The 14,404-nt window shown below is 57.4% G+C and carries 13 protein-coding genes; 9 read left to right on the forward strand and 4 right to left on the reverse strand.

The features are described from left to right. The first annotated feature begins 144 nt into the window (after positions 1-144). The 3 genes from IT895_RS16480 (at position 145) to IT895_RS19530 (ending at position 2,972) form a co-directional block, all read left to right on the forward strand. On the forward strand, positions 145-1,344 hold the full coding sequence (locus IT895_RS16480) for an NAD-dependent formate dehydrogenase (protein ID WP_199284077.1): 1,200 nt from the start codon (positions 145-147) through the stop codon (positions 1,342-1,344). Positions 1,345-1,468: 124 nt separating this feature from the next. Beyond that, complete coding sequence (locus tag IT895_RS16485; RefSeq protein WP_233337287.1) at positions 1,469-2,863, forward strand: L-lactate MFS transporter; 1,395 nt, start codon at positions 1,469-1,471, stop codon at positions 2,861-2,863. Beyond that, positions 2,844-2,972 carry an MFS transporter small subunit gene (locus IT895_RS19530; RefSeq protein WP_254902953.1) on the forward strand — a complete coding sequence of 43 codons (129 nt, stop codon included), beginning with the start codon at positions 2,844-2,846 and terminating at the stop codon, positions 2,970-2,972. The genes IT895_RS16485 and IT895_RS19530 overlap by 20 nt, the downstream gene beginning before the upstream one ends. Positions 2,973-3,107: 135 nt before the next feature. Here the strand turns inward: IT895_RS19530 and IT895_RS16490 are convergent, their stop codons facing one another. The 3 genes from IT895_RS16490 to IT895_RS16500 form a co-directional block, all read right to left on the reverse strand. After that, complete coding sequence (locus tag IT895_RS16490; protein ID WP_199284078.1) at positions 3,108-4,787, reverse strand: methyl-accepting chemotaxis protein; 1,680 nt, start codon at positions 4,785-4,787, stop codon at positions 3,108-3,110. A gap of 467 nt (positions 4,788-5,254) precedes the next feature. Continuing rightward, positions 5,255-8,302, reverse strand: a complete 3,048-nt coding sequence (locus tag IT895_RS16495; protein ID WP_199284079.1) for an efflux RND transporter permease subunit — start codon at positions 8,300-8,302, stop codon at positions 5,255-5,257. Between the two features lies 1 nt (position 8,303). After that, a complete protein-coding gene (locus IT895_RS16500) occupies positions 8,304-9,398 on the reverse strand; it encodes an efflux RND transporter periplasmic adaptor subunit (RefSeq protein ID WP_199284080.1) in 1,095 nt (364 codons plus the stop codon). A 166-nt stretch (positions 9,399-9,564) separates the two neighbouring features. Here IT895_RS16500 and IT895_RS16505 point away from each other — a divergent pair, with 166 nt between their 5' ends. From IT895_RS16505 to IT895_RS16530, 6 genes are all read left to right on the forward strand, one after another. Then, positions 9,565-10,188, forward strand: coding sequence for a TetR family transcriptional regulator (locus IT895_RS16505; RefSeq protein WP_085919763.1), 624 nt, complete (start codon positions 9,565-9,567; stop codon positions 10,186-10,188). A gap of 67 nt (positions 10,189-10,255) precedes the next feature. Beyond that, positions 10,256-11,521 carry a cytosine permease gene (gene codB / locus IT895_RS16510; RefSeq protein WP_199284081.1) on the forward strand — a complete coding sequence of 422 codons (1,266 nt, stop codon included), beginning with the start codon at positions 10,256-10,258 and terminating at the stop codon, positions 11,519-11,521. Positions 11,522-11,538: 17 nt separating this feature from the next. Next, positions 11,539-12,807: a cytosine deaminase gene (gene codA, locus IT895_RS16515; protein WP_199284082.1), complete on the forward strand. Its 1,269-nt coding sequence runs from the start codon at positions 11,539-11,541 to the stop codon at positions 12,805-12,807. A 51-nt stretch (positions 12,808-12,858) separates the two neighbouring features. After that, entirely contained in the window at positions 12,859-13,335 is a 477-nt protein-coding gene (locus IT895_RS16520) for a YbaK/EbsC family protein (protein ID WP_199284083.1), read from the forward strand. A gap of 93 nt (positions 13,336-13,428) precedes the next feature. Continuing rightward, a complete protein-coding gene (locus IT895_RS16525) occupies positions 13,429-13,683 on the forward strand; it encodes a type II toxin-antitoxin system Phd/YefM family antitoxin (RefSeq protein ID WP_199284084.1) in 255 nt (84 codons plus the stop codon). After that, the gene (locus IT895_RS16530; RefSeq protein ID WP_199284085.1) at positions 13,676-13,939 is read left to right on the forward strand and encodes a Txe/YoeB family addiction module toxin; all 264 of its coding nucleotides are present in this window, start codon (positions 13,676-13,678) and stop codon (positions 13,937-13,939) included. The genes IT895_RS16525 and IT895_RS16530 overlap by 8 nt, the downstream gene beginning before the upstream one ends. Position 13,940: 1 nt before the next feature. Here the strand turns inward: IT895_RS16530 and IT895_RS16535 are convergent, their stop codons facing one another. After that, on the reverse strand, positions 13,941-14,396 hold the full coding sequence (locus IT895_RS16535) for a rhodanese-like domain-containing protein (RefSeq protein ID WP_199284086.1): 456 nt from the start codon (positions 14,394-14,396) through the stop codon (positions 13,941-13,943). Positions 14,397-14,404: the final 8 nt, after the last annotated feature.

Raw genomic sequence — 14,404 nt, forward strand, 5'->3', positions numbered from 1 at the left:
AACGTTCACTTTGCTGGAACCCGCTCGCTCTACAAGAGTGAAAAGAGCCAGCCCTCGCCCCTGCTGTTCACCATCGACACAATCAGAGCGACTGGCAATAACCCATTCAGCAACGGTCGCCCGACGACCGGGAGGCAATCCATCATGGCCAAGATTCTCTGCGTGCTTTACGACGATCCCGTAGACGGCTATCCGCAGTCCTACCCACGTGACGATCTACCCCGAATGGAGCATTATCCCGACGGCCGACTGCCAACCCCCAAGGACATCGGGTTTCGCCCCGGGGAGTTGTTGGGCAGCGTTTCCGGTGAGCTAGGACTACGGCAGTTCCTGGAAAGTCAAGGCCACACGCTGGTCGTGACATCGGACAAGGATGGCCCGGACTCGACCTTCGAGCGCGAACTACCGGACAGCGATGTGGTGATTTCCCAGCCCTTCTGGCCCGCCTACCTGACGGCAGACCGCATCGCCAAGGCACCCAACCTCAAACTGGCGATCACCGCCGGTATCGGTTCCGACCACGTCGATCTGGAAGCCGCCGCCGAGAACGGGCTCACAGTCGCCGAAGTGACGTATTCCAACAGCATCAGCGTCTCGGAACATGCCGTGATGCAGATCCTGGCCTTGGTTCGCAACTATCTGCCTTCCTACCAGTGGATCCTCGACCAGGGGTGGCATATCGCCGACTGCTCACAGCGCGCTTATGACCTGGAAGCCATGCATTGTGGCGTTGTGGCGGCAGGACGCATTGGCCTGGCAGTATTACGGCGACTGGCACCTTTCGATGTGCACCTGCACTACACAGACCGCCACCGGCTGCCGACAGAAATCGAAGAGGAGCTCAACCTCACCTACCACCCGGACGTGGAATCGCTGGTTCAGGTGTGTGACGTGGTGAGTATTCATTGCCCGCTGCATCCGGAAACCGAGCACATGTTCAATGACACCCTGCTCGGCAAGATGAAGCGGGGCGCCTATCTCATCAACACGGCGCGCGGCAAGATTTGCGACCGGGAGGCCATCGTGCGTGCGCTTGAGTCCGGACAGCTTGCCGGCTATGCCGGTGACGTCTGGTTTCCTCAGCCAGCGCCCAAGGATCACCCATGGCGCACCATGCCTCATCATGGCATGACGCCCCACACCTCCGGCACCACCTTATCCGCACAGGCACGCTATGCCGCAGGGACGCGGGAAATTCTCGAATGCTGGCTGGAAGATCGACCCATCCGCGACGAGTATCTGATCGTCGATCAGGGCGGACTGGCCGGCGCCGGCGCCCATGCCTACAGCGCGGGTAATACCACGGGCGGCGCCGACGAAGCCTCGAAGTTCGGGGCCACTTGAGCGCAGCACCGCCGAGACCTCTTCTGAGCAAAACCACCCAACGGGATCACCTTGAGTCACCTTAAACGGACTCAAGCCGTTGGGTCGGTTCGCCGGATCTCTGACCCTGCCGGAGAAAACAACAATGACATCGCTACTCAGCAAGGAACGAATCATCGCCCGTCCCGGCTTCAACCGCTGGATGGTGCCCCCTGCCGCCTTATGTATTCACCTGTGTATTGGGCAGGTGTATGCGTTCAGCGTCTTCAACCTCCCCATGACACGCCTGCTTGGTGTCAACGAGCAGACACCCGCCGACTGGAAACTCACCGAACTGGGGTGGATCTTCAGTCTGGCGATCGTCTTCCTGGGCCTCGCCGCCGCCCTGACCGGCCGCTGGCTTGAGCGCGTCGGTCCCCGCAAAGCCATGTTCCTGGCCGCCTTCTGCTTCGGTGGTGGCTTGATGATATCCGCCATTGGCGTCTGGGCTCACTGGCTATGGCTCATCTACCTCGGCTACGGCGTGATTGGCGGCATCGGTATCGGGATAGGCTATATCTCGCCCGTCTCGACCTTGATCAAATGGTTTCCCGATCGCCCAGGCATGGCCACAGGTATGGCGATCATGGGATTCGGGGGAGGTGCCATGATCGGGGCGCCACTGGCAACCGACCTCATGGATCATTTCGCCAGTGCACAATCAGCCGGGGTTGGGGCCACCTTCCTTACCATGGGGATCATCTATTTCTGCTTCATGTGCCTAGGTGCCCTGATCGTGCGGCTACCTCCCGAGGGATGGCAACCAGAAGGCTACACGCCCGCTGAAACCTCCAGCAAATTGATCACGACGGCGAACGTCGATGTTGACCAGTCGTTGAAGACACCCCAGTTCTATCTTGTGTGGCTGGTGCTTTTCCTGAACGTCAGCGCGGGTATCGGGGTGCTGGGGCAAGCATCGGCGATGTCACAGGAAATGATGCCCGGAAAGATCGAAGCTGCTGCGGCAGCCGGTTTTGTGGGGCTGCTAAGCGTGTTCAACATGGCAGGCCGATTTTTCTGGGCGTCCATGTCCGACTATCTGGGACGCAAACATACGTACACGATCTTCTTCGTACTCGGCATGGGGCTCTATGCGGCGGTTCCGCCTGTCGCCTCGCTGGGCAACGTCTTCCTGTACGTGCTGTGCTACTGCATCATCATCAGCATGTATGGCGGTGGTTTTGCCACCGTTCCGGCATATCTCAAGGATTTGTTTGGCACCATGCACGTCGGGGCGATTCACGGACGACTGTTGACGGCCTGGTCCGCAGCAGGGGTGATGGGGCCGGTATTGGTCAACTATCTCCGAGAGATGCAGATTGAAGCGGGCGTGGCAAAGGCCCAGGCCTACACCATGACCATGTACATCATGGTGGCGCTGCTGTTGATAGGCCTGATCTGCAACTTGAAGATTCGTGCCGTGCATAGCAGACACCACCTGGCAGACCGGACAGACGAAGGACAAGATAGGAGTTTTGACCATGCAACAGACAACACATGAGGATACGCCCCCCACCTGGCAACTAGGCCTAGTCTGGGTGCTCGTGCTGATTCCGCTGGGCTGGGGATTGGCGCAGACGCTCGGCAAGGCAGCGCCACTGTTCTTCTAGCGCTGCCCACAACCTGCCCCGTCCATAAAGGAAGAGTCGCCTCGCACCTTTGTGAGGATGGGCGCACTACAAAAACGCCGCCCCTGGAGGGCGGCGTTCCTGCCTCTAACAATGAGTCGTCACAGGCGCTTGACCTTAAAACTCTTCCCAGTCTTGATCGGCGGCTTCCCCGGCCTTTGTCTGCTGACTACCCCGTGCGGCGGGCTGCCTGAGTGCCGGTTGCGTTTGGGGCGCGGCGAGCGGGGCATGCTGAGTGCGGCTTTCCCCTTCCGCCAGACGAAAGGCCGAAACGACACTTTCCAGCTTGGCCGCCTGATCTTCCAACGAGCTTGCCGCCGATGAAGCTTCTTGAACCAGCGCGGCGTTCTGCTGGGTGACTTCGTCCATCTGGCTAACCGCCTGGTTCACCTGCTCAATACCTGAACTCTGCTCCTGAGAAGCGGCCGATATTTCATCCATGATATCGGTCACGCGGCGCACCGACGACACCACCTCGCGCATAGTTTCCCCGGCGCTTTCGACTAATACCGAACCTTCTTTCACCTGGGTTGATGACGCCTCGATCAATGCCTTGATCTCTTTGGCAGCGTCAGCACTACGGCTGGCCAGGTTACGTACTTCGCTTGCCACGACCGCAAAGCCGCGACCCTGCTCACCCGCGCGTGCTGCCTCCACCGACGCATTAAGCGCCAGAATATTGGTCTGGAAGGCAATAGAGTCGATAACACTGATAATATCCGTGACTTTCTTGGAGCTGTCCGAGATGCCGTGCATGGTGGTAATGACTCGCTCTACCACCTCGCCGCCACTGCTTGCCGTGGTAGACGCATCTTGCGCTAACTGGGTCGCATGACGAGCGTTATCGGCGTTCTGTTTCACCGTTGTCGTTAGCTGTTCCATACTTGCTGCGGTCTCTTGCAGCGATGCCGCCTGCTGCTCGGTACGCGAGGACAAATCGGCGTTGCCGCTGGCAATTTCCCGCGCGCCAATATGAATCGAACCGCTGCTATTGCGCACCTCGGTGACTGTTTTAACCAGGTTGCTCTGCATATGCTGCATGGCACTAAACAGCTTGCCAATTTCATTGCGGCCCCGCGAACTGACACTGCCGGAGAGATCATTTTGCGCAATACGTTCAAAGTGTCCTACCGCTTCATTGAGCGGCTTGACAATCGCCCCCACCATGGCGATGCGAACGAACAGCACCATTAATGCCGCCAGTATCAACACGGCGATATCGATATAGCCAATCAGCTGCATGTCGCTTTCATAGTCAGCAACCATAATGCCGTTGTGCTCTGCCATGTAATCGTTGTAAGCCCTGCTCGCCTCGATGAACTGCTGATTCAAATCACTGGCCGTTTCTCTTGCGTTGCGAAAAGCGTCCTCGTTACTGGCGGCCAGCGCCACTTCCTGGGGCATCAGCCCCTGTTCGATCAGGCGTTCGAAGCTTGCTATCAAGGTGTCTACACGAGGCGCCGGCACCGCGATCGACTCAAATTGGTCAAAATGATCTCGTGCACTTTCCTGCATGTCCTGAGCTTCCGCCAGGTATTGACGGGCCGCGCGAGCATCGCCTTCATAACTCGCGACAAAACTGTTTACATAGAAAAGCTGTGCGTTTGCTACCGATAACTGGCCTTGGTTAACCGCGCGCATTTGATCCGCCGCACGGTCCACTTCTCTAAGCGAAGAGCTACCCTCTTCGCCCGCTCGATAACCAAGAAAGGCGATAACGATAATTAATAACGAAAAGATAACAAGAACGAGGGTTAACCCCATTTTGACGGACACATTGCTGAGTAGACGGTTCATAGTACGGTACTGCTCCTGGCTAGGTATATTCACTTTAGATGATCTTGATAACCTAGCCGCAGACTGACCGATGGCTTGGATTATAAGAACAATCTTTTATCTTGTGCGCAAAACTTTATCGGCCAAGATAAATGCCACTTTAGCGAAAACCCAAACTTCTTTAAGCACCCAACTCTTTTACACAACCAAGAGCCAGAAACTGTTTATCTATGAACAAAATTTTAAACTTAACCTATGTTATCGAATAACATTCAATAATGTGCATTTAAACTATAACGGCGCTTATTCCATTACTTACTAATATAACTTTGGCACTGCCGCTTCATCACGCCGGGCGCACCATTGCGCCTAGAAAACAATGAAATAACGGCGGCATGGCGGGAAGCGGGATCGTGGCGGGAAGAGACAGCGCTGCCCCCGTGGCCGTAGCGACGGGGGCAGCGAAGAGCACAAAACCGTTGGCAGGATTATGCGTCGGCGTGAACCTTGATCCGGTATAGCATGCAGTAGACCACCGGCAACACCACCAGGGTCAGCAAGGTGGCGACGCCCAGGCCGCCGATCAGCGCGACCGCCATACTGGCAAAGAAGGCGTCGCTGATCAGCGGGATCATGCCCAGCATGGTGGTCAGCGCGGCCATGGCGACAGGCCTGACACGGCTGATGGCGGCGCGTACCACTGCATGGTAGCGGTCCTGGTGTAACGGTAGCTGTACGTTGATTTCCTCCACCAGCACGATGGCGTTCTTGATCACCATGCCGATCAAGCTCAGCGTGCCGAGCAGCGCCATGAACGAGAACGGCAAGCCAGTGAGCAGTAGCGCGCCCACCACACCGATAATCGTCAGCGGCACCAGCGACCAGATGGCCAGCGGCTGGCGGAAGTTGTTGAATAGCACCACGGTGATGATAAACATCATCACCAGCCCCAGCGGTAGCGAAGAGAACAACCCGCTTTGGGCTTCGCCGGCGGTTTCATACTCGCCCCCCCACTCCAGTCGGTAGCCTGGCGGCAGCTCCAGGTCTTCCACCTCGGGACGAACCTCGGCCAGTACGCTGGCGGCGGTCACGCCGCTTAACGGGTCCGGCTCGCCATATACCGCCAGCATGCGTTCGCGGTTGCGACGCTTGATTAGCGGGTCTGCCACCTGGGTCCTGATATCGCTGATCACCTGGTCGGCGGTGATATAACGCCCCTGCTCTTCGCTCCACACATTGAGCGAGCCGAGGTTGTCCACGTCGTGGCGCTGGCTGGGGATCGCCCGCGCCACCATGGGAATCAGGTCACTACCGTCGCGATAAATACCCACCTGGCTGCCGCTGGTGCTCAACGCGAGCGTGGCGGCCAGGTCTTCGCGGGTCACGCCCAGTCTGCGCGCGGTGTCTTCCATAAATACCGGTTCGATGGCCTGAACGCGATTACCCCAGCTGGTCCGCACACTGGTCATATGCGGCGTATCGCGGAACATGGCCTCAACCTGATCACCCAGCTGACGCAACACTTCCGGGTCGCTGCCGTAAAAGCGCGCCTCCAGCTTGGCTTTCGGCGCGGGGCCGACTTCCAGCGGGGCGATTTTATAGTCGATATCACCATGGTGGCGCTTCAGCACTTCCTCAACATCGGCCATCCGTTCACGCTGGGTGGCTTTATCGTCGGTTTCGACAATCAGCTGCGCGTAGCTCGAGTAGCGGTCTTCCGGCGAGTAGGTGAGCGTAAAACGCTGTGCACCGCCGCCCACGGTGGTGGTCAGATGGCGAATGCCGTCCATCGCCATCACGCTGTCTTCCAGCTCGCTGACGCGCCGCTGGGTTTCGAGGATATCCGTGCCTTCCGGCGTGCGGTAATCGACAAAGAAGATTGGCGTATTGGACGCCGGAAAGAAGGCGTTTTTCACCGAACCAAAGCCGACCACCGCCCCGGCCAGTATCGCCACCACCAACACCAGCGTCACCCAGCGAAACCGAATGCCGGTGATAATCACCCGGCTGAAAACGCGATACACAATGCCTTTATAGGGGTCCTCCTGGCCATCGCCGGGCGCCACATTGCGAAAGAACAGCTTGAAGTAAAAAGGGGTCAGCGTCAGTGCGGTAATCCAGCTGAGCAGCAGCGAGTAGAGCAGAACGAAAAACAGCGAGCCGATGAACTCGCCGGTGGTATCCGGCGACAGGCCAATCGGGGCAAAGGCGGCAATGGCGATGAGCGTGGCGGCCAGCAACGGCCAGGCGTTCTGGCGGATCACCTGATGGGCCGAATCACGGATGGTATGGCCGCGTTTCAACCCCACCAGCATGCCCTCGGTGACCACAATGGCATTATCCACCAGCATACCCAGGGCGATGATCAGCGCGCCCAGCGATATCTTTTCCAGTTGCAACCCATGGAAGCGCATCAGCATGAAGGTGCCGATAATGGTGATCAGCAGGATGAACCCCATCAGCAGGCCGCTGCGCCATCCCATAAACATCATCAGCACCACGATGACGATGGCCACCGCCTGGATCAGGCTGACCAAAAAGCCCGATACGGCTTCATCGACCACCTGGGGCTGGTCGTAAACCACGTTGAGCTCCATTCCCAGCGGCGTGCGGGCCTGAAGTTCATCCAGACGCTGCTGCAGTCGCTCTCCCACCTCGACCACGTTTACACCGCTTTCAAAGGAGACGCCCAGCGACATCGCCGGCCGACCCATATCGCGGTAAAGCTGCTGGGGCTGCTCCGCCAGTTCGCGCGATATGTCAGCGATATCGCTGAGCCGTACCAGTTCGCCATCGCCCTCGCTGACGATAAGCGCGCGCAGGTCATCGATATTTGCCGCGCTGCCAGTGGGGGTAATACGGAAGCGGCGTCCATCCTGTTCGAGATGCCCCGAGTCGGCGACCGCATTCTGCGTGTCGAGCAACTGTTGCAGGCGGGTTAACGGAATATTGAGCGCGCGTAGTTTCTCACGGTCGACCTCGATAAAAATGCGCTCTTCGTGCTCGCCGCCGAGCGATACCTTTTCAACCCCGTCGACCAGCGCCAACTCACGCTTGAGAAAATCGGCATGGTCAGCAAGGTCGGGCATGCTATAGCCTTCGCCGGTCAGGTTGACCATAAAGCCAAATACATCGCCAAAATCGTCGTTCACTCGGGACTGGCTGGCTCCCGGCGGTAACGCTGCCTGGGCGTCCTGAACGTTACGACGCAGCGAATCCCAAAGTTGCTCCAACTCTTCGTTCTGTACCGTGCTTTCAAGCTCGACGGTAATCTGCGAGAGGCCGTCGGAACTTACCGAGCTGATACGCTTGATCGACGACATCCCCTGGATCGACTCTTCCAGCGTCGAAGTGACTTCCTGCTCTACTTCTTCAGGGGTCGCGCCGGGATATTGGGTGGTGATCAACGCATTGCGGATGGTGAACTCGGGGAACTCGAGCTGCCCCATACCTAAAAACGCAAGCGCGCCGCCGGCGAGCAGTACTACGGTCATCAAATAGCTGGCAGCCCGGTGGCGTAAAAAATAATCAACCATGTTATAGCCCCCGCTCTTTTTCCCACGGGGTCACATGGATGTCCGCGTGCAAGCGATGTGCACCGGCGGCCACAATCCGGTCACCCGCGGACAAATCGCCGCTGACCTCAAGTCCTTTGGAGGTCAGGCGGCCGACATCGACAGGCACTGCCTCAACGCTTTGTGGTTCGATAAAGCGCCATACCTGGGCCTGATCAGGATTATCGCCTGCATAACTCACGGCTTCGGCAGGCAAGTACCACAGTGGCGCCGAAGGTTCAGACGATAGATCGCTCAAATCCAGGCGCACGGTGGCACTCATGCCATCCAGAAGCGTAATGTCATCCGGCTGGGGCAGCGTCAGCGTGACTTCGTACGCCAGACTCTGCGCGCTGGCTTGAGTGGTATAGGAAGCTAGCTGGGCAAGGTAAAGGTTATCGCTGTTACCAAAGCTCACTTCATAGGCTAACGCATCACCAAAGGGAATGCCGTTGCTGCGCGGCATGCGCTGGACAATCTGCTCGGGCAGGTGAAAGACCACGTCCAGTTGCCCCGGCTGCTGGATGACGGCGACCGTTTCCTGAACCTGAACAATCTGCCGGTTATCCACCGGCACCTGGGCAATCACACCATCGTAGGGTGCACGCAACTGGGTATGCTCGACCTGCTCTTCAGCCTGTTCAAAGGTGGCGCGGGCCGCCCGCCACTCGCTCTCTGCCTCATCAAACCGAGACTGGCTAACCGCGCCACGCTCCAGGGTATAACGCATGCGTTCCAGGTTTGCCTTGGCAAGCTCCAGGCGAGAGCGTGCGCTATCCAGCTCGCTTTGCGCATTACGGTTATCAATACGCGCAATGACCTCGCCTTCCGACACCTTTTGACCGGGACTTACGTTGAGCTCAATCAGTTCGCCTGCCATGCGAAACGAGAGGTTACTGCGCGTGGTGGCTTCAACGCGTGCCGGAAACTGCCTAAGCGCCGTGGCATTCGCCGCTTCCAGCGTTACCAATTTCACTGGCCTGGGCGCCTCGTTTGACTGCGCCTCAGGCTGATCACAACCCACCAGCACGAGCAAGACCATCATAACCGGCAGCAAGCGAAGAAAAGTAACGGGCACGATAAGCTCCTTGATGACGATCAAACGCCGCATTCCCAATGAACAGACAGTGGTATACACTTCACTGACATTCATGAATGTCAGTGAAGTGTATACTAATCACTCGCTGGCGACTTTGCCAGCGATCAATGCCAGAATAATGTCACGTATTGGATCAGGAGCCGCCATGAATCGCCGCAAGGCCGACGCGGAACGCACCCGGGAAACTATCCTGGACGCGGCAGAAACCACTTTTCTCGCCCAGGGGGTTTCTCGCACCACCCTCGCGCATATTGCCCAGGCAGCGGGCGTTACCCGTGGGGCGATTTATTGGCACTTTGAGGATAAGGCCGCACTCTTTGATGCGTTACTCGAGCGGGTGCGCATTCCGCTGGATGAAATCGTTGACCACGCCGTGCAACAGCTTGGCACGACACCGGTAGAGTGTTTGCGCGACATCGCTCAACGCTCGCTGGCGGGTATCTGCCACGATTTGCCGCTGCAACGGGCTGCCACCATCGTGCTGCACCGCTGCGAAAAACTTGAAGACGACCACCCGCGTATCAGCATGATTACACGGCTTTCCGAGCATGCAGAAGCCAGGGTCGAGCAACTGTTCGAACAGGTCCAGCAGCAGGGCCAGTTGCGTGCAGACTTGACGCCCGCAAGCGCTCGTCGACAGTTTCACGGGTTCTTGATTGGCACCTGCTTTGATTGGCTGCAAGACACCCATCAGTATTCATTGGATGCCGACCGTGGCAGCATCGTCGAAACATTGATGCGCGGACTCCTGTTGGAGAAATCACACTAAATTTAACCACCTTGGCATACGGTTTGCTTCCTACACTGGATGAATGTTCTTTCTCCTGGAGCTTGCCATGCATCATTCAGATTACCCCCTCAGCGAAGTCCCCCTAAGCGCCCGCAAGGGCCTGCTCTCCACTTCAGCGGTACTGCTCGGCTTTACCTTCTTTACCGCCACCATGTGGGCAGGGGGCACCCTGGGTCAGGCCTTCTCGATCGGCCAACTGCTATGGATCATTCTGGTGGGTAATCTTTTACTGGGTGCCTACGCCGCTACACTTGCCTATATTGCTTGTAAAAGCGGGCTTAATTCAGTGCTGATGGGGCGCTTCTGCTTCGGCGAAAAAGGCAGCAAGTTGTCTGATTTCATCCTCGGCTTCACCCAGATTGGCTGGTACGCCTGGGGCACGGCAACGATCGCTCTGGTATTGGTACGCACCACCGGGATGCCCGAATGGCTGGAAATCCCCTTAATGGTGCTGTTTGGCTTTGGTTTCTGCGTCACCGCCATGATCGGCTACAAGGGGATGGACTGGCTTTCACGCTTTGCCGTGCCCGCCATGATGCTGTTTATCCTGATCAGCCTTTTCACCGGGCTGGTGGATGCGCGCGGCTTTGCCGGGTTAAGCCAGCAAACACCCACGGAGAGCATGAGCGTGGCCGCGGCGATTACCGTCATCATTGGCACCTTTATCAGCGGCGGCACCCAGGCGACCAACTGGAGCCGCTTCGCCAAGACACCCAAAATTGCCGTCATCTCTACCGTGGCGGCTTTCTTTGTGGGGAACGGCTTGATGGTGCTCACCGGTGCCCTGGGCACCATGATCTACCAGCAAGCAGATATTGTTGATGTATTGATCGCCCAGGGCTTTGTCACCATCGCCGTGCTGATGCTGTTTCTGAATATCTGGACCACCCAGGACAACACCATTTACAACTTTGCCGTCGCGGGCTGCAATTTGCTACGCACCGAAAAACGCCGCCTGGTCACGGTAGGCGGTGCGGCGATAGGGACCGTGCTGGCGGTCGGCGGCATGTACAACCTGCTGATCCCCTTCCTGGTGCTTTTGGGCACCTTTATTCCGCCCATGGGCGGCGTGATCATGGCGGACTTCTGGCTCAAGCATAAAGGTCGCTATCCAGCGCTTGAACGCGCTCAGCTACCCGATTTTAACCGCCGTGGCTTAGCCGCCTATGCGCTAGGCGCTGGCGCTGCCTACTTCTCGCCGTTACTGCCGCCGCTAGTGGGCGTCGTGGTCGCAGCAGGAAGCTATGCTGTGCTGTTGCGCGTCAATCACGCTACGCTGGGTGATAGCCTTCCCTCTGCTGCCAAACAATAAGTGAGCCATTTTTTTATATGAGCATACAGATTATCAACGCCCGGCTACGCCAACGCCCCGAGCTTTACCGTATTGAGATCGAGAACGGTATATTCACAGCGATTACGGCCCAGGACGCACCGCTAACCATAAGCGACGACCAAATTCGCGAAGAACAGATTGATGCAGGCGGTAAACTGCTTTGCGCGCCGTTTATCGAGCCGCATATTCATCTGGATGCGGCGCTGACGGCGGGCGAGCCAAGCTGGAACCAGAGTGGCACCCTGTTTGAAGGCATTGAGCGATGGGGCGAGCGTAAGCCGATGCTCACCGAAGCCGATATTCGCGAGCGGGCACTTAAAACGCTGAACCTGCTGATCAGTAACGGCGTTCAGTTTGTACGCACCCACGCCGATACCAGCGACCCCAGCCTGATTGGCATCAAGACACTGTGCGCCCTACGCGACGAACTGAAAGACAAGATTGATATTCAGGTGGTCGCTTTCCCGCAGGATGGCCTGCTCTCCTACCCAGGGGGCGAGAAACTGCTGGAAGAGGCGCTGGAGATCGGCGCCGATGTGGTCGGCGGCATTCCCCACTTCGAATACACCCGCGAACTGGGGGTGGCCTCCATGCAGCGGGTGATCGAACTGGCGATCAAGTACGACCGTCTGGTGGATGTCCACTGCGACGAAATCGACGACCCCAACTCGCGGTTTCTCGAAGTGCTGGCCCATGAAGCGCTGACGCATGACCTGGGCAGCCGCGTTACCGCCAGCCACACCACCGCGATGCATTCCTACAATAACGCCTACTGCTCCAAGCTGTTTCTGCTGCTCAAGCGCTCGGGTATCAACTTTGTCTCCTGCCCCACCGAAAGCATTCACTTGCAAGGGCGTTTCGACAGCTACCCGAAGCGACGCGGCGTGACCCGGGTGAAAGAGTTCAACGAGGCAGGCATCAACGTGTGCTTTGCCGAAGATTCCATCGTCGACCCCTGGTACTCGTTGGGGAACGGCAAACTGTTGCGCACGCTGGATTTTGGCCTGCATATCTGCCACATGATGGGCTATCAGGATTTCAGCCAGGCGCTTTCGCTGATCACCGACAACAGTGCGCGCACCCTCGATATCGAATCACGCTACGGCATTGAAGTGGGCAAACCCGCCAGCTTCAACCTGCTGGACGGCGAGGACGATTACAGCGTATTGCGCACCCAGGGGGATGTGCTGCTCTCGGTACGCCACGGCGAGGTCATTATGCAGCGCGAGCCGGCCAGAATCACCACGCCACCGTGGCTTGGCTAACACAACCCAATCGCGTTAGGTTAACCATTCAGCCAACACAGGGATTTCACGATGAGCGTCGAGACCGTTCGCCAGTTTTTTGCCGAGCATGCCCCGGATGTGACCATCGAGGAGCTTGAAACCAGCACGGCCACGGTGCAGCTCGCCGCTGATGCCCATGGAGTGGCCCCTGGTCAAATTGCCAAGACCCTGGCGTTTCGGGTGGGCGAAAAACCGCTACTGATCGTCGCCAGCGGCAACGCGCGCATTGATAACCGCAAGATTCGCGACACCTTCGGCGGCAAGGCAAAGATGCTCGACGCCGACACCGTCATGGAACTCACCAGCCACCCGGTCGGCGGCGTCTGCCCGTTCGGCCTCGCCACTGACTTGCCGGTTTACTGCGATGAATCCCTCCACACCTTTGATGAAGTGCTCCCCGCCGCCGGCTCGCCCAATAGCGCCGTGCGCCTGAGCCCCAGGCGCCTGGCCGAGCTGGTCAATGGCCAGTGGGTAGATGTGTGCAAGCTGCCGGAGAAGGTGGAGTAATCCAGTCCATCACAACAATAAAGATGTCTTTTATACTGTACGTGTTGGAGTAGAGCGCTATACTTGTACCATTCAATGTACAGGAGATAAAGTATGCGTGTTATATCGTTTACCGAAGCGCGGAACGGCCTGAAAAGCTTACTGGACGGTGTCGTCAATGATGCCGATACCACGATTATTACCCGCCGCGACGCAGAAGATGCAGTGGTCATGTCACTCGACTACTACAACAGCCTTATGGAAACCGTTTACTTGATGCGCTCACCCGCTAACGCGGAGCGCTTAAATAAGTCCATTGCTCAGTACCGTGCGGGGCAGGCGCAATCAAGGGAACTAATAGATGAATAGTCGTTTGTTGTGCTGGACGAATGAAGCTTGGAGTGACTACCTCTATTGGCAAGGGCAGGATAAAAAGACCTTAAAGCGCATCAATAAACTTATCTCAGATACGCAACGCTCTCCCTTCGAGGGCATTGGAAAGCCAGAACCCCTCAGGGAAAACCTCTCAGGCTTATGGTCGCGACGCATCGACGACACACATCGCTTGGTTTATGCCGTTGATGCATCCACTCTCACTATTATTGCCTGCCGCTACCATTACTAAGCTAACACCCGCATGCCACAGGCTCTGCATTGATTAAACTTCCCTGTTGCTCACCTGTTTGGATGGGGTGTTGGTCACGACGCCAAAAATCCAACCCTCCGAGCAATTCTTTTACCTTCAGCCCTGCGCTTGCCAGCTTCCAGGCGCCTTTGGTTGAGCCGTTACAGCCAATGCCATCGCAGTAAGTGATATAGACAAGGGTGTTATCCAGCTCAGCCAAGCGCTCTGGCGTCATCTCTTTATGCGGCAAACTGATTGCCCCAGGAATATGCCCGGCACAGTAGTGCTCAAAACTGCGGGTATCGATCACCACAATATCGGCAATGCCATTGGCCAAATCCTGCGCCACATCCCAGGCATCCGTGTGCCAGCAGAGCTTGTCGACCATCGCCGCGGCCATGGCGGTAGGGTTAGCAGGCGGAAACGCCAATACGGCGGATTGATGTTCGCTTTTCATCGCTTGGC

Origin of the sequence: Halomonas sp. A40-4 (assembly GCF_015767635.1) — a bacterium.
Lineage (GTDB): Bacteria > Pseudomonadota > Gammaproteobacteria > Pseudomonadales > Halomonadaceae > Vreelandella > Vreelandella janggokensis.